Source organism: Enterobacter sp. SST3 (genome assembly GCF_000286655.1).
GTDB classification, from domain to species: Bacteria; Pseudomonadota; Gammaproteobacteria; order Enterobacterales; family Enterobacteriaceae; genus Enterobacter; species Enterobacter roggenkampii.
Map to the genome: position 1 here is coordinate 110,556 of NZ_ALNS01000012.1, position 21,123 is coordinate 131,678.

Below are 21,123 nucleotides of genomic sequence, written 5' to 3' on the forward strand. Positions count from 1 at the left end.
GTTAGCCCAGCAGCTGGTGAATGCGCTTGAGCCCCGCCACCAGCCTGTCGACCTCTTCCGTCGTGTTGTACATCACCAGCGATGCGCGGCACATTGCCGGTACCTGGTAAAACGCCATCAGCGGCATGGCGCAGTGGTGCCCGGTGCGGACCGCCACGCCGTAGTTATCGAGGAAACTGCCCACGTCATAGGCATGGTGTTTCCCAAGATTAAACGCGATTACCCCTTGCCGATCGGCAGGCCCGTAGAGGGCCAAATCCGGCACGCTGGCAAGCTCTGCAAGCGCGTAGTGCATCAGCAGCTGTTCATACTCCTGAATGGCATCAAGACCGATGGCAGAGACGTAAGAGACCGCCGCCCCCAGCCCGATAATGCCCCCGGTGTTGGGCGTGCCCGCCTCAAAACGCCACGGGGCGCGCGCGTAGGTTGTGCCTTCCGTCAGGCTGACGGTGGCGATCATCGACCCGCCCCCTTCCCACGGCGGCATCGCCTGCAGGATCTCTTCTTTCACATACAGCACGCCAATCCCGGTCGGCCCGTAGAGCTTGTGGCCTGAAAAGACGTAGAAATCACACTCCAGCGCCTGGACGTCAACCGCGTGGTGCATCACCGCCTGCGCGCCGTCAATCAGGACCTTTGCGCCCGCCTGATGGGCCTTCTCGACGATCTCTGCCACCGGGTTTTCGGTCCCCAGCACGTTGGAGACCTGGGTAACCGCCACCAGCCGCGTGCGGTCGTCCAGCAAGAGGTCAAGCTGCTCAAGCTGAAGCGTCCCGTCAGCGTTTAGCGAGATCACTCGCAGCTGGGCGCCCACGCGCTCGCAGAGCATCTGCCACGGCACGATATTGGCGTGGTGCTCCATCTGGGTGATGATGATGTTATCCCCCGCGTGGACCTGCGCGTTGCCCCAGCTGTTAGCAACAAGGTTGATCCCTTCGGTGGTCCCGCGAACAAAAACCAGTTCTTCCGGCGAGCGGGCGTTAAGGAAGGCAGCAAGCTGCGTACGCACGTTTTCCATCCGCTGGGTCGCCTCGGCGCTCAGGGTATGGATACCGCGATGCACGGCGGCATAGCCGTGGCGATAAAACTCGGCTTCGGCATCCACCACCTGATTCGGCTTCTGCGCGCTGGCCGCGCTGTCCAGGTAGGCCAGCGGCAGACCGTTTACTTCACGGGTCAGAACCGGGAAATCTGCCCGTACTTTTTCGACGGGAAAACTCATGCTTCGCCTCCAGGCAGGCGCTGACCGATCCGATCCAGCACCTGCAGTTTTAACTGACCATCGTGCAGCGCTTCCGTCAGTTCGGCGGCAAACGCGTAGATAATCATTTTCTGCGCCGCCTGCTGGTCGATGCCGCGCGAGCGCAGGTAGAACATCTGCTCGTCGTCGATTCGCCCGACCGTCGCACCGTGGCTGCATTTCACGTCGTCGGCGTAGATCTCCAGCTGCGGCTTGGTGTCCACCTCCGCCAGGCGACCTAACAGCAGATTGTTGTTGGTCATCTGCCCGTCGGTTTTAATGGCGTGCTGCGCCACGTTAATCAGGCCGTTAAACACCGCACGCCCTTTATCACTGACGATGGTTTTATGCAGCTGGCGGCTGTTGCAGTAGCCTTTGTTGTGCTCCAGCCACGTGCGCGTGTCACACACTTCTGATTTAACCGGCATCGCCAGGCTGTTGATGCGCAGCGTGGTGTTTTCACCGTTAAGCTGCGTGCTGGTGTTGTGGCGCAGCACCGCCCCGCCGAGCAGGAAGCTGTGGCTGTACGCGGCGGCATCCTGTCCCAGGACAATGTCGTTATGGGCAAAGTGGTGGCTCTGCGCATTCTCAAACGCCAGCTTGATGTGGTGTAGCTGGGCATTCGCCGCCACATTCATCGTCAGTCGCGACCCGGTAAAGTGACGTGTCTCATTGAGGCTGACGTAGTGTTCGATGACCGTGGCCTCCGCGCCCTCCGCCAGCTCAAGATGGTGGCGATAGTGCGCGGTATTGATTTCGGCGCCGTCCAGACCCTGAGTGATGTGCATCAGCAGCAGCGGTTTGGCCGGACGCTGGTTACGCTTCACGCCGATATGCGTCACGCTGCGGGCCAGGCTTTCGGTCAGGTGCAGAAAGACCTCAGGCTGAACCGGGGCGTTCAGGCGCTGGCGATCGTCGTTTATCTCAATCTCAAATCCGCTCTCCTGGAGCGTGTCGCTCAGCTCAGGGCGGAACTGACCGTCGACAAACACCAGGCGCACGGCATCCACGCCCACTGCCAGCGCGTCGCGCTGCGCAGGCGTGAGATCCGCCAGACGGGTAACAAACTCAGCGTTCAGCAAGCCATCGAGCGGGGTGTATTTCCAGTTCTCATGCTTGCGCGTCGGCAGGCCAAGACGCAGCATCTGCTGCAGATGCTGCTGCGCCTGCTCGGAGCGCGTATTACCCTGCGCCTCAAACAGCCGGTGCCACTGCTGGAGCGCATTACTGCTGTTCGGTAAGCCAGCCATAACCCTGCTCCTCCAGTTGTTTAACCAGCGTAAAATCACCGGATTTCACAATGCGCCCCTGGTAAAGCACGTGGACGTAATCCGGCTTGATGTAGTCCAGAATGCGCTGGTAGTGGGTGACGATAATAAACGAGCGCTTGCCGTCGCGCAGGGCGTTCACCCCGTCGGCGACAATCTTCAGGGCGTCGATATCCAGACCGGAGTCGGTCTCATCCAGAATGCACAGCTCGGGCTCCAGCACCGCCATCTGCAAAATGTCGTTACGCTTTTTCTCGCCGCCGGAAAAACCGACGTTCACCGAGCGGGTGAGCAAATCTTCCGGCATTTTCAGCAGCTTGATTTTCTCTTCCATTAAATCCTGGAAGTCGAAGCGGTCGAGCGCCTCCAGCCCCCGGTATTTCCGCACCGCGTTGAGCGCGGTTTGCAGGAAGAACTGGTTGCTGACGCCGGGGATTTCTACCGGATACTGGAAGGCCATAAAGATGCCCTCGCCCGCGCGGTCTTCCGGCGACATCTCCAGCAGATCTTTGCCGTTAAATTCGACCGAGCCGTGGGTCACCTCATAATCTTCGCGTCCCGCCAGCGTCGCAGAAAGCGTACTTTTCCCGGAACCGTTCGGCCCCATGATGGCGTGGACTTCGCCCGGCTTGACGTCAAAATTGAGGCCACGCAGGATGGCTTTATCTTCTACGCTGACCTGTAAATCTTTAATGCTTAACATGTGCTTTCCTTAACCGACGCTGTGTTCAAGACTAATGGCGAGGAGTTTCTGGGCTTCAACGGCAAATTCCAGCGGCAGTTCAGAGAACACGTCCTTACAGAAGCCGTTTACGATCATCGAGATGGCATCCTCTTCGCTGATCCCGCGCTGCAGGCAGTAGAAGAGCTGATCTTCCCCAATCCGTGACGTGGTCGCCTCGTGCTCCAGCTGGGCCGTGTTATTACGGCATTCGACGTATGGGAAGGTATGCGCCCCGCAGTCAGCGCCAATCAGCATCGAGTCACACTGGGTGAAGTTTCGCGCATTGGTCGCCGTCGGCATGATTTTCACCAGCCCGCGATAGCTGTTCTGACTGTGTCCGGCGGAAATCCCTTTCGAGATAATGGTCGATCTGGTGTTTTTACCAATGTGGATCATCTTGGTGCCGGTGTCCGCCTGCTGATGGCCGCTGGTAAGCGCCACCGAGTAAAACTCGCCGATGGAGTTATCCCCGCGCAGGATGCAGCTCGGGTATTTCCAGGTGATGGCCGAGCCGGTTTCGGACTGGGTCCACGACATCTTGCTGTTTTCGCCTTCGCACAGCGCACGCTTGGTCACGAAGTTCAGGATGCCGCCGGTATTGCCGTCGCCCGGGAACCAGTTTTGCACCGTCGAGTATTTCACCTCGGCGTCTTTATGGATGATGACCTCCACCACCGCCGCGTGCAGCTGATAGCTGTCGCGCACAGGTGCGGAACACCCTTCGATGTAGCTGACGTAGCTGCCTTCATCCGCGACCAGAATGGTACGTTCGAACTGGCCGGTTTTTTCGGCATTAATGCGGAAATAGGTGGAAAGCTCCATCGGACAGCGCACGCCTTTCGGCACGTAAATAAAGGTGCCGTCCGAGGCCACCGCCGCGTTAAGCGCCGCAAAGAAGTTGTCGTTAGAGGGCACCACGGTTCCGATGTACTTTTTCACCAGTTCAGGATGATCGTGAATCGCTTCGCCGAAGGAGCAGAAAATGATCCCCTGCTCTGCCAGCTTCTCGCGGTAGGTCGTCGCCACCGAGACGGAGTCAAAAATGGCGTCCACCGCCACCTCTTTTCCTTCGCGCACCGGTACGCCCAGCTGGTTGAAGGCTTCTTCTACCTCTTTGCTGAGGAAACTGTTCTCCGCGCCGGTTTGCTGCACCGCGCCGGGCTGCGAGGCGCAGGTGTCATCACAGCTGCCGCAGGAGGGCGCGGAGTAGTAGCTGTAGTCCTGATAGTTCAGCTTGTCATAATGCGCTTTCAGCCAGTGCGGCTCTTCCATCTCCAGCCAGGCGCGGTAGGCGCTCAGGCGAAACTCCAGCATCCACTCGGGCTCGTTACGTTTCGCCGAGATCGCCCGCACGACATCTTCATTGATGCCTTTTGCCAGCTCATCGGTCTGCAGCTGCGTGAAGAACCCCTCTTTATAGTTGAGGTGCCCGCCGCTCCAGGTATTTACTTCACTCGTTGCTTCAGTATTACGAGACATAGTTCCGCCTATACCCCGAAGCTTTCGCCGCAGCCGCATTCGTTCTGGGCTTTCGGGTTATGAAATTTGAATAACTGGTTTAAGCCTTCGCGGACGTAGTCCACTTCGGTGCCGTCGATAAAGGGCATGGCCTGCAGCGCGACGTACAGTTTTGCGCCGTCGGTCTCAAACACCAGGTCATCTTTCTCGGGTTCGGTGACGGTATCAAGCACGTAACCGAAACCTGCGCAGCCGGTCTGTTTGACACCTAAACGCACGCCGAGGATCTCGGGCTTTTTCGCCACCAGCTCGTGAATATGTGCCGCCGCAGCCGGCGTGAGCGTTAACCCGCGCCAGGCAAAATCGGCAGGATTAAAGGTTTCTGAATGCAGTTCCATAGGTCCACCTCATCTGATAAGCCATCAGGGCATAACACCATGTTAGTGATAACGATTATCACTTCAACCCTCTGTCAGCAGGGGCATTCGGCTAAACCGCCCTTTTTGCCTACTTTTATTAAGCATAGACCCTGTGGCAGGATGCAGGCAGGATGGATTCAATTGTTCAATACATTGATTAATAATGCATTTCGTTGTGGCATTTGGGCAGGAGAGGAGAAACGTAAAATATGCATTGGAAATGCCTATTTTTGAGATAGCTTTTGCGTGGAAAGTGACAAAAATAAAAAAAGGCCCTCAAGGCCTCTTACACTTAATGATGAAATGAGACAGCAAACCCCTGTTCACGCCAGTGGTCGAGCTGTTCCTGCTGTCGAGGCGTTGGCGATTTCCCCGTCCAGACGAAGATTTTTTGCCCCGGGAACAGTTCAGGACGCGGCGAATCAATCGGTTCTGCCAGGACGTCGATGTGCCAGCCCTTCTGCGCTAAGCGCGCGGCTTCGAGCCACAGATGGGTGCGGTCATCGCACTCCCAGCCGATCAGGAGAGCGTCTTTACCGGCTTTCTTACGGGACTCCGCCAGGCTTGCAATCGCGAATTCAATCAGGACTCCGTCTAACAGGCTCGCCATGTGCCGCACGGTATTTTGGTCCTGGTTCATCCGCTGACGGACGGGAGAAATGATATTGTCAATCAGGGAATCTATCGGGTGATCGCGGCGGAACTCGCCAATTTTGGCGCGCAGCTTTGCCGGGCTGGCGTAGCGCAGAACGGTCATCATCTCTTCCTGGAACGAGACCCAGTTGCCCTGAGTCAACACTTCCTTGTTTTCCAGCAGGGCTTTTACTTTCCCGACCGAAACGCCGCTCTTCATCAGGCGTTTGATCTCTTCTATACGCAGGATATCTTCATCGTCAAACTGACGATGGCCCCCTTCGCTGCGCTGCGGCTTCAACAATCCATAACGGCGCTGCCAGGCACGCAGCGTAACGGGGTTGATACCGCATCGTTCGGCCACTTCGCCGATACTGTAATAGGCCATTAACTCCCTCACGCTCAGAACTTCCATACCTAACTGCACCAACCTTATCAGATTGTACACACCATTTGTATAACTAAGACCGCATTTTGAACGGGTGAATGGCTTACGACGCCATTCACCTGTTAATACATTGTTGTATAAAATTTACCGTTCGTACAGTTACGTCTGTCCGATTGTGTACAGCTTTATCACAATTCGAACTTTTTCTCCGGCCAGGCAATGGCTGGAATACCGCCGTGCCGGGGGCTGGCAAAAAGATGCCCCTGGAACTGGGAAATTCCCGCAGATTCCAGCCACATCCACTCTTCTGCCTTCTCTACCCCCACCGCGCAGAACTGGATTTCAAGCGAGGAACAGCATTTGATGATCGCCTGAATGATGGCCTGTCGGGGGCCACTTTTATGCACGTTCGCGACCAGATCGCGATTAATCTTAATTCTGTCAGGCTGGAAGTGGGCCAGCAGCTGCAGCCCGGCAAAACCGGCACCAAAGTGATCGATCGTCACGCTGATACCCGCGCTTTTTAACTGCCTGACCGAATCCGTGAATTCATCAAAACGGGAAATGGCTTCGCTCTCGGTGAACTCCACCACGATTTGCTCAGGTACAAACCCGTTTGCTTCAATCGCGGTGAGCAGAAAATCCACGGCGTTGGGAATGTTAACCAGCGTCATAGGCAGCAGGTTCAGGGATAACGTCTGGTCCTGTAACCCCAGCGCGCTGGCCATAGACAGAGCCACCTGCTTGCTCTGCAAATCAGAGGTGTACACTTCCTCCTGCGAAAGGCTGGCGAAATAGGCCCCCGGCGAGTCGCCGGACGGGGTGCGGAGAAGCGCCTCCCAGGAGACAACCTGCTGCATAAACGGATCGACTATCGGCTGGAACGCGAAGCTGCAATCCGCCCCTTTCGCGACCACCTCAGGCTGTGCGGACAAACGCGTCTCTTCGCGAACGAAATCCCATGTATCCGCAGGCGGCAGTTCAAAATAGTTCGCTTTTTCCGTGGCCTCGACAAAGGTGCGGAAAAACTGCAGAGGGCGATCGTTATAGGCCAGCTGGTAGCGTGTCGTCCCCTTATTAAGTATCTGCTGCAGCACCTCGTCCCGGTCGAAGTGGCGCAAATCAAAAAGCTCCATACCCACGTTGCCAAAACGCCGGACAGGGCCGTGATCGCGCATCAACTCGACTACGTTATGGTGGCGCGGGTCGTTGCAGATCTGCTCATAGATAGCCGACACGTGCTCCACCGGCCCTTCCAGCAGTTGAAAAAAATGTGTGCCGTTAAACAGCAGGATCCCCGTGACATTGGATTGCCGATTTTTACGATTTGCAGCAGCGACCATTGCTTCCAGCGCTTTCACTGGAACGTCCTCGCAGATATGACTGCGGTAAATGATGGTTGTGAGCATGCTATTCCTGGGAGGTTAGGGTTTTGGCCACAAAAGACGTGGGGAATGTTCATTTATAGCACATTAATTGCCTGACAAATAATTTACATCTCAACCATTTACGGCAGTTAATGAGACCGTTTGACTCGGCTGTACAACTTACCAGCACCTGCGCTTTTTGTACAATATATCCTGCACTCACCCCCCATCACAACGCCAACCCAACGTAATGAAAAATAAATGATTTATAAAATATATCGTAAAAAATCTAAAAATCTGTACATTTTAGATGTACAGATTTGGAAATTGTGTATACCTTAAATGTAACGTTACTGATTACAAAATTTTACAGGAGCGAAACATGCAGCAGAAAGGTTACGTCGCAGATTCCGCAGCAGCAATCGCACAGTACTTCGAAAAAGCCGCGCTTCCGACCCAACAGGAAACGCTGGGCCAGGTGGTTGTTGAAATTCTCAGCGACGGGCGAAACCTTAATCGCAAATCGCTTTGTACAAAATTGCTCAGCCGCCTCGAAAAGGCCGATGGGCCGGAAGAGGAAGAGCATTACCACATGCTGCTTGGTCTGCTCTTCGAACGGTAAGGATATGAATCGCAGTAACGCAGACCGACTGATAGACCAGCTTATCGGTGAAGCCGTTCTCTCTCTTCTGAAAGAGCGGGGGCCGGTGACAACAGAAGGCTTGCTACAGCGTCTGCGGGTCATGAAAGAACATGAAAAGGATCCCCAGCGGCGGGAGACACTTGCGATGGTGATTGCCGAGATCGGCTCAAACAGCATCGCCTTTACACGTCGCCGAACCGCGCAAGGACGAACAAAAAGAGAGGGATCTCTCAACGATAACCGAGACAATGTAGTGCCGTTATTTGGAAGTGGAAAACCGTCCGATCCCAAAAAAATACATTGACTGCAATTTAACAGCTACGGTGAGAACAAATGAGACAAAATATTCAGCTTCAACCCGAATATCACTCTGCTTTTTTAGACAGTGCGCTGGCGGAGTATTTCCGCCATGCAGGCGATCGTTTTGCTGAAGAGTCCGCTATTTTTTCTACTGCAGTACGCTGTGTTCTGGCCTCCGAAGGTCATCTTTCCAATAAAGCGATCATCCTCTGGCTCATTCAGACGCTGGAATCCACCAACGACGTGGTTCAGGCGGATGTGATTCGTAAGACGCTGGAAATCGTGGTGGGTTACACCATGGACGATCTCTGAGTTCCTGCTCGCCGCGCCCCCTAACGTGTCATCGTCAAAACTGACGATCGGCCTGACGATGACACGCGCCCTCCCCCATAACACCCTGTAATACACGCAAAGCCAACCTGGCACGCTTTCTGCTTATCTCCGCATACGGGACTGGTTTTTCCAGTCAACTTTGCTTCATTTCTTAACAGGTCTGTTATTGATGAAAAAGATCGCCAGCGTCTGCCCGTACTGCGGTGCAGGCTGTAAATTGAACCTTGTCGTTGAAAATAACCGTATCATCCGTGCCGAAGCGGCAGAGGGGGTCACAAACCAGGGCACCTTATGTCTGAAAGGGTTTTACGGCTGGGACTTCCTCAACGACACCCGTCTTCTCACCCCCCGCCTTACCCAGCCCATGATCCGCTACCGCAAAGGCGAAGCCTTCACCCCCGTTACCTGGGAAGAGGCGATCCGCTACACCGCCCACAGGCTCAGCAGCATTAAAGCGCAGCACGGGCCGCGGTCGATCATGACCACCGGCTCCTCTCGCGGCACCGGCAATGAAACCAACTACGTGATGCAAAAGTTTGCCCGCGCGGTGCTGAACACCAACAACGTGGACTGCTGCGCGCGCGTCTGTCATGGCCCGTCCGTGGCGGGTTTACAGGAAACGCTCGGCAACGGCGCGATGAGCAACTCCATTAACGATATTGAAAACTCAAAATGCCTGCTGGTGTTTGGCTATAACTGCGCGGACTCCCACCCTATCGTTGCCCGCCGCGTGCTGAAAGCGCGTGAAAACGGCGCAAAAATTATCGTCTGCGATCCGCGGCGTATTGAAACGGCGCGTATTGCCGACCAACATCTGCAGCTGAAAAACGGCAGCAACATGGCGCTGGTGAACGCCTTTGGCTATGTGCTGCTGGAAGAGGAGCTGTACGATAAAAGCTACGTGGCGCGCTTTACGGAAGGGCTTGAGGCCTACCGGCAAACGGTAAAAGACTATGCGCCTGAGAAGGTCGAACATCTTACCGGCATCCCCGCCCGTGATGTCCGTCAGGCGATGCGCACCTTTGCGGCGGCTCCTTCCGCTACCGTGATGTGGGGAATGGGCGTGACCCAGTTTGGTCAGGCCGTTGATGTGGTCAAAGGGCTTTCCAGCCTGGCGCTGCTGACCGGGAATCTCGGTCGCCCCGCCGTCGGCGTCGGGCCGGTGCGTGGTCAGAACAACGTCCAGGGTGCCTGCGATATGGGCGTCCTGCCGAATATGTTCCCCGGCTATCAGGATGTGACCGACCCGGCGGTCCGGCAGAAGTTCGCCGATGCCTGGGGAATTGATGTCAATAAAATGGACGATCGCGTCGGGACGCGCATTACCGAAGTGCCGCATCTTGCGCTGGAAGGCAAGGTCAAAGCCTATTACATCATGGGAGAAGATCCGCTCCAGACGGAAGCCGATCTCGGCCTGGTGCGCAGCGGTTTTGAGGCGCTCGATTTTGTCGTGGTTCAGGACATCTTTATGACCAAAACGGCAGAGGTGGCGGACGTTCTGCTTCCGGCTACCTCATGGGGTGAACACGGCGGCGTCTTTACCTGTGCCGATCGCGGCTTCCAGCGTTTTGGCAAAGCCATTGAAGCCAGCGGCAACGTGAAGCGCGACTGGGAGATCATCAGCCTGCTCGCCACCGAGATGGGCTACCCGATGCATTATGACTCCAACCAGCAGATCTGGGACGAGATGCGCGAGCTGTGCCCGCTCTTCTACGGCGTGACGTATGAAAAAATGGGCGAGATGGGTCACGTTCAATGGCCGTGCCCGACGCTGGATCATCCCGGTACGCCGTACCTGTACAAAGATAATCAGTTCGATACCCCGAGCGGTAAAGGGCAGCTCTTTGCCGCACCGTGGCGCGCGCCGGCGGAAACTCCGGATGCGGATTTCCCGCTGGTGCTCTGTACGGTCCGCGAGGTCGGCCACTACTCCTGCCGCTCCATGACCGGGAACTGTGCCGCGCTGCAAAGCCTGGCCGACGAGCCGGGCCGGGTGCAAATGAACCCTGCCGATGCGGACAAGCTGGGCATTACCGACGGACAGCTGGTCTGGGTGCGCTCCCGCCGGGGGAAAGTAATTTCCCGCGCCAGCATCAGCGAGCGTATCAACGCCGGGGCCGTTTATATGACCTATCAGTGGTGGATTGGCGCCTGCAACGAGCTAACCCAGGATAACCTCGATCCCATCTCCAAAACCCCGGAAACGAAGTACTGCGCGGTGCAACTGGAGGCGATTGAGGACCAGCGCTGGGCGGAGGACTATGCCGCGTCGGCGTATCAGTCCATGAAGTCGCGGCTGATAAGTGCGGCGAACGTCTGAGGAAAATGCCGGGTGCCGTAACCGCCACCCGGCAATCGCGTACGGTATCATGCAATAACAAGCAACTCGCTTACCCGTCCCAAAGAGAAGCGCTATAATTAGCCAGGTTTTTTTTAAGGCTGTCGGCAACCATGTCCCTTCCAGAAAAGTCTCAACGGGGTTCTCCCCACGCGCAAGCGCTTATTTCACACCTGTTACCTGATTGCACAACGCGACATACCGCCCGCGGCGAGCGGCTGGACCTGCAGGTCAATGGTCAGGGCATGTGCTATTTAATTCTTGAAGGAACCATCGCCGTCTACAGAAGAAGCGATAACATGATGCTGTCTACGGCCCGTAGCCCTGCTGTTTTCGGCCTCGCTAACCTCACTGATATCTATTTTAGTGATTATCTTAAGACCGTCAGCCCGTGCCTGATCGGGACGATCACCACAGAAAGGGTGAATGCCATTATTAAAGAGAAGGCGCTTTGGGGACTGCTCTCTCAACAGCTCATGTATATGTATAGCCGTCTCTATAACAACGTGATGCCGCAGGGCGCGCCGACGGCGTATGAGATGATTCGCCAGCAGTTAATGAAGCTGACGGAGGAAGAGGAGGGTTATCGGCTCAGCGTGACGGCGGAAAAGTATATCAGGGAGAAAACCCACCTCTCCCGCAGCGGCGTGATGCGCATTCTGGCGGATTTGAAAACCGGCGGATTTATCGAAATGGAAGAAGGCAGGCTTATCAAAATCAACAAGCTCCCCGCTAAATACTGAATCTCAGGCACAAAAAAGGCCGCAGTTGCGGCCTTTTCAACATTACTCTCTCAATGGACGTGAACGCCCAACCGCCAGGCAAAATAGATCTCTTCTTTCAGCTCATTCGAAGAGAGCGCCAGCAAATCTGTAAATTCCAGCTCAAGCTGTTTCAGCTTTTTCAGGTACTGCGCCGGGGACAGATTGCTCTTATCGCGACGTAAATATTCAATTGCCAGCTGTGTTGGGGTTATTTCAGTATCCATGATGTCCTCGCTTATGTACAAAACCTGACCAGTATATCACAACCCGCTGGCTAGTTTTTGACCAAAGGCAAAACATCTGAAAACTTTACACGACCGCTGTCGTCAACCTTGAAGAGCAGCACAGGCGATCCTGCTCGTCGAGAATGTCAATCTGCCACACCTGGTGGCGACTACCGGCGTGCAGCGCGCGGCACACGCCGCGCACGCGCCCGCTGCGTACCGAGCGGATATGATTAGCATTCACCTCGAGTCCGACCACCTTCTGTTCCCCTTCGGTACAGAGATACCCCGCCACCGAGCCCAGGGTTTCGGCCAGCACGACGGACGCCCCGCCGTGCAATAAACCAAACGGCTGGTGGGTGCGATGATCGACAGGCATGGTGGCCTCAATGTCATCGTCGCCAATGCGGGTGAACTGGATATCCAGCAGCCCCACCATATTCCCCTCGCCCATGGCGTTCAGCGCCTGCAGCGTCACGGCACGTTTCCAGATCATCCAATTATCTCCAGTAAAGCCTGCAATGGGTGGCGTACGCCGTTACCCTCTACCCGTTTCACCTGGCTGCGGCAGGAGTATCCCGTCGCCAGACAGCGGTTTCGCGGCAAGCGCTGCATCGCCTGATGCCAGGACAGCTCATAAATGCCGAGCGAGTTGGCGTGGTTTTTCACTTCGTGTCCGTACGTGCCGGCCATGCCGCAGCAGCCCACGCTAACGCTCTCCAGCTTCGCGCCGAAGCGGGCAAAGACGGACGCCCACTGCGCGGGGGCGCCAGGCAGCGCGGTGACTTCCGTGCAGTGTCCGAACAGGTACCACGGCTCACCGCTGACGTCCTGAACCGCTTTGTCTTCCAGGGCCGTCGGCAGCCACTCGTGCACCAGCATGACGTGGAAATCACCGCGCTTATCGCCCAGCGTCTGCCTGTATTCATCGCGGTAGCACAGCACCAGCGCCGGGTCGACGCCGACCATCGGTATCCCGAGTTGCGCCACGCGGTTTAAGAAGTCAGATGTTTTCTGCGCGGTCTTCGCAAAGCGCGTCAGGAAGCCTTTAATGTGCTGCGCCTTGCCGTTGGGCGAGAACGGCAGCACAACCGGCTGATAGCCCAGCTTTTCAGACAGGCGGATGAAGTCCGCAACCACCTGGGCATCGTAATAGCTGGTAAACGGATCCTGCACCACCAGCACCACCTTCGCTTTTTGCTCGGGCGTGAGCGCCTCCAGCTGCTCCAGGGTCATGTTCGCCGAACGATGCCCGACGAGCTGGCGCTGCAGAGACGGCACCGACAGCAGCGGCAGATCGACCATGCCGATATGCTTTTCGGAAAGCTTGCGCACCAGCGGCTGGTTGATAAAGAAGTTGAAGGTCTTCGGCGCGCGCGCCATCAGCGGCGCATAGCTCTCTACCGTCGCCACCAGATGGTCGCGCACCGGACGCAGATAGCGCGTGTGGTAAAGCTGCAGGAAGCGCGAGCGGAATTCCGGGACGTCGATTTTAATCGGGCACTGGGTAGAGCAGGCTTTACAGGCCAGACAGCCGGACATCGCCTCTTTCACCTCATGGGAGAAATCATACTCGCCCTTGTTGGCATGCCAGCTGTTGCGGGTGCGCTCAATCAGCGAGCGCAGGCTGGCCCGTTTATCCGGCAGCTCCTGCTCCAGCCTGAGCGGATCGACGCCGCGGTCCGCCAGCAGACGCAGCCACTCGCGCACCAGCGTCGCCCTCCCTTTCGGCGAATGAATGCGGTTGCTGGTGATTTTCATCGACGGGCACATCGGGCTTTTCACGTCAAAGTTAAAGCACAGGCCGTTGCCGTTGCACTCCATCGCGCCGCGCCAGGAGGAGCGCACCGCAATCGGGATCTGTCTGTCGTAGGTGCCGCGCTTGACGGCATCCACCTGCAGCATGGGGGCGTCCACGCCTTCTGGCGGGCAGATTTTACCCGGGTTGAGGCGGTTATGCGGGTCGAAAGCGGCTTTCACCTTGCGCAGCTCCGCATAGAGCTGTTCGCCGAAGAACGCCGGGCTGTATTCTGCGCGGAACCCTTTCCCGTGCTCGCCCCAAAGCAGACCGCCGTATTTAGCGGTTAAGGCCACCACGTCGTCGGAGATCTGCTTCATCAGGATCTCCTGCTGCGGGTCGCACATATCCAGCGCCGGACGCACGTGCAGCACCCCGGCATCGACGTGGCCGAACATGCCGTAGCTCAGGCCGTGGCTATCCAGCAGGGCGCGAAACTCGACGATATAATCCGCCAGATGCTCAGGCGGCACGCAGGTATCTTCGGCAAAAGGAATGGGCTTCGCGGCCCCTTTCGCATTGCCGAGCAGACCCACGGCTTTTTTACGCATCGCATAGATACGCTCAATCCCGGCCAGATCGTTACAGAGTTGCCAGCCGATCACGCCGCCTTCGCCCTGCGAAATCAGCTCATCCAGTCGCTGGCAGAGCGTGGTGACCTGGCTCTCAATCAGCGCCGCGTCGTCGCCAGCAAATTCCACGATGTTAAGACCGAGCATCTCTTTGTCCGGCACGTCGGTAATGAGATCGCTGACGGAGTGCCAGACAATATCTTCCCGGGCCAGGTTGAGCACTTTGGAGTCGACCGTCTCAACCGACAGCGCTTTCGCCTCCACCATAAACGGCGCATTGCGCAGCGCGGAGTCGAAAGAGTCATATTTGACGTTCACCAGACGACGCACCTTCGGCAGGCGGGTGATATCCAGCCGCGCCTCGGTGATAAACGCCAGCGTCCCTTCGGAACCGGTGAGCACGCGGGTTAAATCGAACTGGGTCAGGTCGTCATTAAAGACGTGGCGCAGGTCGTAGCCCGTTAAGAAGCGGTTCAGTTTGGGGAATTTGTCGAGAATAAGCTGGCGGTTGTCGCGGCAGCGCTCCAGCACGGTACGGTAGATGCGTCCGCTGGCGGTGTTATCTTTCCCCAGCGTTTCCGCCAGTTCGACCGGCATCGGCTGCGTATCGAGAATATCGCCGCCCAGCAGAACCGCACGCACGCCCAGCACGTGATCGGAGGTTTTGCCGTAGACCAGCGAGCCCTGACCGGAGGCATCCGTGTTGATCATCCCGCCGAGGGTCGCGCGGTTACTGGTGGAAAGTTCCGGGGCAAAAAAGTAGCCGTAAGGCTTGAGGTACTGGTTAAGCTGATCTTTGATAACGCCCGCTTCGACCCGCACCCACCCCTCTTCCGGGTTGATCTCAATGATGCGGTTCATATAGCGCGACATATCAACAATAATGCCCTGGTTCAGCGCCTGACCGTTGGTCCCGGTGCCGCCGCCGCGCGGCGTAAAGACCAGCGAGGCAAAGCGCTCCTGCGTGGCGAGCCGGGCAATCAGCGCCACGTCGGCCGTAGAACGAGGGAAAACGACGGCATCGGGAAGAAGCTGGTAAATACTGTTATCGGTTGCCATCGTCAGCCTGTCGGCATAGTTCGTGGCGGTATCACCTGTAAAACCCTGTTGCTCCAGTGCCTGCAAAAAATTAAGCACCAGCTGAACGACGCCGGGTGCCTGAGAAATCTGTGGGATCATGACTGTCGACCCTAATTAGAGTAATGTGAAATCGTTTGCGTTGTGTCCGGAAAGTTTTATCACATTTTTTTCTTATGTGCTTCGTAGAATTACGGGCAAAATCCGCCTGTCAAAAACCGCTGAGATCATTAATGATTAAAGAGATGCGGTTTTCCGTTCCCGCCAGCCGCGCTGGCGTTCTTTTAAGGAAAGTTTCATTTATGGTCAATCTTCGCCAGCCCAGGGATGTTGCGCAAATTTTGCTGTCGGTGCTGTTCCTGGCCCTCATGATCATTGCGTGTCTGTGGATTGTTCAACCCTTTATTCTTGGCTTCGCCTGGGCCGCGACCGTTGTCGTTGCCACGTGGCCTCTGCTGCTGCGCTTGCAGAAGCTGCTGTTCGGCCGCCGCGGGTTAGCGGTGCTGGTCATGACGCTGCTGCTATTCCTGCTGTTTATTATTCCCATTGCGCTGCTGGTAAACAGTCTCGTCGACTCCAGCGGCCCGGTGATCCGCGCCGTGACCAGCGGCGATCTCACGCTGCCGGATCTCGCCTGGCTGAACAGCATTCCGGTCGTGGGCGCCAAGCTCTACAGCGGCTGGCACAGCCTGCTGGAGATGGGCGGCAGCGCGCTGATGGCAAAAGTGCGCCCGTATATTGGCACCACCACCACCTGGTTTGTGGGTCAGGCGGCGCATATTGGCCGCTTTATGATGCACTGTACCCTGATGCTGCTCTTCAGCGCCCTGCTTTACTGGCGCGGTGAGCAGGTGGCTTTGGGCGTTCGTCACTTTGCCACCCGCCTGGCGGGCAAACGTGGTGACGCTGCGGTACTGCTGGCGGCGCAGGCCGTACGCGCGGTGGCGCTGGGCGTGGTGGTCACCGCGCTGGTGCAGGCGGTGCTGGGCGGTATTGGTCTGGCGATTTCCGGCGTACCGTATGCCACGATATTCACCGTTGTCATGCTGATGACCTGTCTTGCACAACTGGGGCCGCTGCTGGTGCTGGTGCCCTGCATTATCTGGCTCTACTGGACGGGAGATACCACATGGGGAACGGTGCTGCTGATCTGGAGCTGCGTGGTCGGCACCATGGATAACGTCATTCGCCCGATTCTCATCCGTATGGGTGCCGACCTGCCGCTGATCCTGATCCTCTCCGGGGTGATTGGCGGCTTGATTGCCTTCGGCATGATTGGCCTGTTTATCGGCCCGGTGCTGCTCGCCGTTACCTGGCGTCTGTTCTCCGCCTGGGTGCATGAAATTCCGCCGCCGGGAACCGACCCGGACGTGATTTTGAGCGAACTGGAAGAGCTGGAAGAGAAGAACACGCATTAAGTTTTTGCCGGGTGGCGCTAACGCTTACCCGGCCTACATTCCCCCACCCAATACTTTAACGCTGCTAAAGTATTTATTCGTTGCACACTGGTCAGACCCGCAATTTCTGCACTCAATCTGCTCATAACCTCAAGAATTCTTTATATCTCTTTAACTATTGAGACGAATCCGATCGACGCTAAAAGCGGACATGCCTACTATTAGCACACGGTTATAAATCAACACCTTGATTTATAAGCATGGAAATCCCCTGAGTGAAACAACGAATTGCTGTGTGTAGTCTTTGCCCATCTCCCACGATGGGCTTTTTTTTATCCTGACTACGCGCGCGTAACCTCACAGGTACTGAGCATCCGCCACTCGGCAGGCAGCACCCGCGTTTCCCCGGTCACATTGACCGTCACCACCTGGCGGATATCCGCCGACGATGCGCCAACCTGCAGTTCAAACTCGCCCGGCTCAACAATGCGTTTCCCGTCGCGACGGGTGAAGTTGAACATCTCCACCGGCAGCGTAAAGCTGAGCGTGGCGGTTTCGCCCGGCGAGAGCGTGACGCGCTGGAAGGCCTTCAGCTCCTGAAGCGGACGTACCTGGGTGGCGACCTTATCCCTGACGTAAACCTGCACCACCTCGCTGCCGCTGCGCTCTCCGGTATTGGTAATATCCACGCTCAGCGTCACCTCGCCGTCGACCGGCACGCTGCTTGCAGCGACGCGGGCAGCATTCCAGCGAAACGTCGTCCAGCCGAGGCCGAAGCCAAACGGATAACGTGAACCGAAGTGGAACGCAAACGGCGTGCCCCCGCTTTTGAGCTTGTGATTGTAGTAATACGGCATGGCCCCGGCGCTTTTCGGCACGCTCACCACCAGACGCCCCTGCGGCTCTGCACGTCCCGTTAACACGTCCGCAATGGCCCAGCCCCCTTCCTGCCCCGGTGCCCAGGCCACGATCAGCGCGGCCACCTTGTCCTCCAGGCCCTGAAGAGTGTAAGGACGCCCGCCGGTCATCACGACAATCACCGGTTTGCCCGTCGCCACCAGCGCCTCCAGCAGCTGCTGCTGCACGCCCGGCAGGTTCAGGGAATCGGTGTCGGAACCTTCCCCCACGGTACCGCTCTGGAACAGCCCGGCGAGATCGCCCACGCAGGCCACCACCACGTCACTCTCCTGCGCCGCCTTCACGGCCTCGGGGATCAGCGCGGTGCTTTGCGAGACCGGCGACTGCTGCATCGGTTTACCGCCGCTGTCGCCCGGGAAGACCGGCGCACCCGCCATCCGTTTCTCGATGATGTGACACCCTTTGGCGTAACGGACCTGAGACGCGCCGAGGTAGTGTTCCAGCGCCGCGCGCGGGGTCGTCACCTGCGAGGTCTCCTCCACCATATCGCTGATGATCAGATGCACCGGAAAGCTGTAGCCGCTGAGCAACGCCAGCGGATCGTCTGCCGTCGGCCCCACCAGCGCCACGCGGGGTTTACCATTCAGCGGCAGAATGCCGTTGTTTTCCAGCAGCGTGACCGATTTCGTCGCCACCTCCCGCGCAACCTGTCGGGTGGTGTCATTTTGCAGATCGATGCCGTTTTCATCGGCATACGGGTTCTCAAACAGGCCGAGACGGAATTTTTCGGTCAGCACACGGCCCACAATCTCATCCACTTTCGCCATAGAGATCAGCCCGCGCTCAACGGCGTCTGACAGATGCCGCGCGCAGTCATCTTTCGGCAGCTCAACGTCCAGCCCGGCGTTGAAGGCCAGCGCGGCGGATTCGGCCGCATCGTGGGAAATGCCGTGATGCTGGTGCAGCAGGCTGACGCCGCCGTAGTCCGCCACAATAATGCCGTCGAAGCCCCACTGTTCGCGCAGGACGGTGGTCAGCAGGAAGCTATCGCTGTGCCCCGGCTGATTGTCGATATCGTGGTAGGCGGGCATGACCGAACCGGCGTTTGCCAGCTTCACCGCCATTTCAAACGGCAGCAGGAAGGTGTCGTTCAGTTCGCTAAAGCCCAGATGTACCGGCGCATGGTTGCGCGCCCCTTCGCTGAACGAGTGGCCCACGTAGTGCTTGAGCGTCGCCAGCAGGTCGCGCTTATCGCCCTGTAAGCCCTTCACGTAGGCGGTCGCCATCACGCCCACCAGCCAGGGATCTTCCCCGAAGGTCTCTTCGGTTCGCCCCCAGCGCACGTCGCGGGAAACGTCCAGCACCGGCGCCAGCCCCTGCTGGCAGCCGACGGATCGCGCCTCTTTGCCAATCTGCTCTGCCGCGCGCTGCACCAGCTCCGGATCCCAGCTCGAACCGTAGTTCAGCGACGACGGGAACAGCGTGGCGTCTTTGCACAGCAGCCCCACCAGGCACTCTTCATGGAACAGGGCCGGAATGCCGAGTCGCGTCTCCTCCATCATCAAGCGCTGCAGGCGGTTAGCGGCGCGCACGCCGTTTTTCGCGTCAACGATATGGGTACCCAGCGGACGGGTGATCTGCCCGACGCCCAGCTTCAGCCGTTCGCTCAGTGCAGCCTGCTCGCTCACGCCGGCGAATTCGTCGCTCAGATCGCTGCGCTCGCGGTGGTTGCCGTTTTCATCGAGGATCAGCCAGTACGCATGCATCTGGGCGAACTTCTCTTCCGGGGTCATACGCGCCAGTAAATCGGCGACGCGCTCGTGCACGGGACGTCCCGCGTCCTTATAGATAGCTGTCATGTTTTACTCCTGTAGTGCGGAAGGGGTTGCCGGGCTGAGCGGCCCTGCTTCGGGTCTCACTTCACGCTTGCTGGCCAGCTCCCGGGCGATGGAATCCACCAGCCGGCTGTTAAGCTTGTAGATTGAAAGCAGCGCGACCATGCAGAGGAACAGCGCGCAAGGGATAAGGGTGAACAGGGCGTTGATCGTAGAGAGCACGTGCGGCACCTGGGCTGCCTGTCCCGGGGCGTAATCCACCATGCCAAGCACCCAGCCGACGACCGCCCCACCCAGCGCCAGCCCAAATTTGATGGCAAACAGCGCGGTAGAGAAAACCAGCCCGTCCAGGCGGCGGCCGCTGCGATGCTCTTCGTAGTCGACCACATCGGAGAACATGGTCCACTGCAGCGGCGTGGTGAGGTTTTGCACAAAGCTAAAGACAATGTTGAGGCCAAAAATCAGCCACACCTGCGAAGGCGGCAGGAAGAAAATCAGCGCCCCGAAAATGACGAAGGAAATAATGGTCCACTGGTAGGCGCGGACGCGGTCAAATTTCCCCAGCAGCCGTTCAGATAATAGTGCGCCGCTTAAGGAGGCGACCATTCCGGAAACAATAAAGGCAAAAACCAGCTCCGGGCGCAACAGCACGTAGTTCACGTAATACATCGTGGCGGAACCGCGCGTTACCACCGCCGTTAACAGCAAAATATTAAACAGGAACACAATGCGCCACTGGCTGTTTCCGGCCAGCAGTTTTAAATCGGTGAGCATCGAGCCGGAAGTATCACTGCGCGGAGAATAACGCTCGCGGGTCATCAGGAAGCAGCAGAAAAACAGCACAATGCCCAGCAGCCCCATCAGGCTCATGGCGTAGAAATAGCCTTTCTGCACGTTGCCCTGACCTAACAGTGAGACCAGCGGCAGGGCAATCACCGTCACAATCAATCCGCCGATAAACGACAGGCCAAAGCGCCACGACTGCAGGGAGTGACGCTCGCGGGGATCCAGCGTCAGCGCACCGGGCATAGCGCAGTAAGGCACGTTAATCGCGGAGTAAATCAGGCTTAAGATCGCGTAGGTCAGGCAGGCATAAACGATTTTCGCCGTCGGCCCCACGTCCGGTACATAGAAGGTGATGAGGCAGCTTACGCCAAACGGAATGGCAAACCACAGCAGCCAGGGACGGAAACGGCCGTGGCGCGTTTGAGTGCGATCCACCAGCGCGCCAATGCACGGGTCGACAAACGCATCGACCACGCGCACCACTAAAAACATGGTGCCCATGATTGCGGCGGGCAGCCCAAAAACGTCCGTATAGAAATAGGCGAGAAATAACGTTGCCGTTTGCCAGACCAGCGCGCTGGCCATATCACCTAAGCCATAACCTATTTTATCTTTGGTACGCAATACAGAGGAGAGTGTCATTGTTATTTGCCTTTTTATCAGGTTAAAACGTATTTCAACCAGTTGCGCATCATCTGAAG

General features: G+C 57.3%; 18 protein-coding genes and 1 other RNA gene. 7 read left to right on the plus strand and 12 right to left on the minus strand.

Annotation, left to right across the window (positions count from 1 at the left end; translation table 11 throughout):
- Position 1 precedes the first annotated feature (1 nt).
- The 7 genes from sufS to B498_RS14655 form a co-directional block, all read right to left on the minus strand.
- The gene (gene sufS / locus B498_RS14685; protein ID WP_008500627.1) at positions 2-1,222 is read right to left on the minus strand and encodes a cysteine desulfurase SufS; all 1,221 of its coding nucleotides are present in this window, start codon (positions 1,220-1,222) and stop codon (positions 2-4) included.
- On the minus strand, positions 1,219-2,490 hold the full coding sequence (sufD, locus tag B498_RS14680; RefSeq protein ID WP_008500628.1) for a Fe-S cluster assembly protein SufD: 1,272 nt from the start codon (positions 2,488-2,490) through the stop codon (positions 1,219-1,221). The genes sufS and sufD overlap by 4 nt, the downstream gene beginning before the upstream one ends.
- A complete protein-coding gene (gene sufC / locus B498_RS14675) occupies positions 2,465-3,211 on the minus strand; it encodes a Fe-S cluster assembly ATPase SufC (RefSeq protein WP_008500629.1) in 747 nt (248 codons plus the stop codon). The genes sufD and sufC overlap by 26 nt, the downstream gene beginning before the upstream one ends.
- Positions 3,212-3,220: 9 nt before the next feature.
- Positions 3,221-4,711 carry a Fe-S cluster assembly protein SufB gene (sufB, locus tag B498_RS14670; RefSeq protein WP_008500630.1) on the minus strand — a complete coding sequence of 497 codons (1,491 nt, stop codon included), beginning with the start codon at positions 4,709-4,711 and terminating at the stop codon, positions 3,221-3,223.
- A gap of 8 nt (positions 4,712-4,719) precedes the next feature.
- Positions 4,720-5,088 carry a Fe-S cluster assembly scaffold SufA gene (gene sufA, locus B498_RS14665; protein ID WP_008500631.1) on the minus strand — a complete coding sequence of 123 codons (369 nt, stop codon included), beginning with the start codon at positions 5,086-5,088 and terminating at the stop codon, positions 4,720-4,722.
- Positions 5,089-5,401: 313 nt separating this feature from the next.
- A complete protein-coding gene (locus B498_RS14660) occupies positions 5,402-6,130 on the minus strand; it encodes a MerR family transcriptional regulator (protein WP_008500632.1) in 729 nt (242 codons plus the stop codon).
- 188 nt (positions 6,131-6,318) lie between these two features.
- Entirely contained in the window at positions 6,319-7,539 is a 1,221-nt protein-coding gene (locus B498_RS14655; protein WP_008500633.1) for a diguanylate phosphodiesterase, read from the minus strand.
- Between the two features lie 340 nt (positions 7,540-7,879).
- Between B498_RS14655 and ycgZ the strand changes: the two genes are divergently transcribed.
- The 5 genes from ycgZ (at position 7,880) to B498_RS14635 (ending at position 11,854) form a co-directional block, all read left to right on the plus strand.
- A complete protein-coding gene (ycgZ, locus tag B498_RS14650) occupies positions 7,880-8,119 on the plus strand; it encodes a regulatory protein YcgZ (protein WP_008500634.1) in 240 nt (79 codons plus the stop codon).
- 4 nt (positions 8,120-8,123) lie between these two features.
- Positions 8,124-8,444: a hypothetical protein gene (locus tag B498_RS0121305; RefSeq protein WP_021241105.1), complete on the plus strand. Its 321-nt coding sequence runs from the start codon at positions 8,124-8,126 to the stop codon at positions 8,442-8,444.
- Positions 8,445-8,473: 29 nt separating this feature from the next.
- Positions 8,474-8,752: a biofilm/acid-resistance regulator YmgB/AriR gene (locus tag B498_RS14645; RefSeq protein WP_008500635.1), complete on the plus strand. Its 279-nt coding sequence runs from the start codon at positions 8,474-8,476 to the stop codon at positions 8,750-8,752.
- Positions 8,753-8,942: 190 nt separating this feature from the next.
- On the plus strand, positions 8,943-11,093 hold the full coding sequence (fdhF, locus tag B498_RS14640) for a formate dehydrogenase subunit alpha (RefSeq protein ID WP_008500636.1): 2,151 nt from the start codon (positions 8,943-8,945) through the stop codon (positions 11,091-11,093).
- Between the two features lie 131 nt (positions 11,094-11,224).
- Positions 11,225-11,854 (plus strand): helix-turn-helix domain-containing protein, encoded by a 630-nt coding sequence (locus tag B498_RS14635; protein WP_008500637.1) that lies wholly within the window; start codon positions 11,225-11,227, stop codon positions 11,852-11,854.
- 50 nt (positions 11,855-11,904) lie between these two features.
- Here the strand turns inward: B498_RS14635 and B498_RS14630 are convergent, their stop codons facing one another.
- From B498_RS14630 to B498_RS14620, 3 genes are all read right to left on the minus strand, one after another.
- Complete coding sequence (locus tag B498_RS14630) at positions 11,905-12,099, minus strand: YdiH family protein (protein ID WP_003857766.1); 195 nt, start codon at positions 12,097-12,099, stop codon at positions 11,905-11,907.
- 85 nt (positions 12,100-12,184) lie between these two features.
- The gene (gene menI / locus B498_RS14625) at positions 12,185-12,595 is read right to left on the minus strand and encodes a 1,4-dihydroxy-2-naphthoyl-CoA hydrolase (RefSeq protein WP_008500638.1); all 411 of its coding nucleotides are present in this window, start codon (positions 12,593-12,595) and stop codon (positions 12,185-12,187) included.
- Positions 12,592-15,648, minus strand: a complete 3,057-nt coding sequence (locus tag B498_RS14620; RefSeq protein WP_008500639.1) for an FAD-binding and (Fe-S)-binding domain-containing protein — start codon at positions 15,646-15,648, stop codon at positions 12,592-12,594. Before B498_RS14620 ends, menI begins: the two co-directional genes overlap by 4 nt.
- Before the next feature lie 200 nt (positions 15,649-15,848).
- On the opposite strand from B498_RS14620, the gene ydiK reads away from it, so the two are divergent.
- Positions 15,849-16,964, plus strand: coding sequence for an AI-2E family transporter YdiK (ydiK, locus tag B498_RS14615; RefSeq protein WP_008500640.1), 1,116 nt, complete (start codon positions 15,849-15,851; stop codon positions 16,962-16,964).
- A 207-nt stretch (positions 16,965-17,171) separates the two neighbouring features.
- An RNA gene (rprA, locus tag B498_RS22175) (antisense sRNA RprA) lies at positions 17,172-17,279 on the plus strand.
- Between the two features lie 5 nt (positions 17,280-17,284).
- Here rprA and B498_RS14610 read toward each other — a convergent pair.
- Positions 17,285-19,660 carry a glycoside hydrolase family 3 N-terminal domain-containing protein gene (locus tag B498_RS14610; RefSeq protein WP_008500641.1) on the minus strand — a complete coding sequence of 792 codons (2,376 nt, stop codon included), beginning with the start codon at positions 19,658-19,660 and terminating at the stop codon, positions 17,285-17,287.
- A 3-nt stretch (positions 19,661-19,663) separates the two neighbouring features.
- Positions 19,664-21,064, minus strand: a complete 1,401-nt coding sequence (locus tag B498_RS14605; RefSeq protein WP_008500642.1) for an MFS transporter — start codon at positions 21,062-21,064, stop codon at positions 19,664-19,666.
- Positions 21,065-21,123 lie beyond the last annotated feature (59 nt).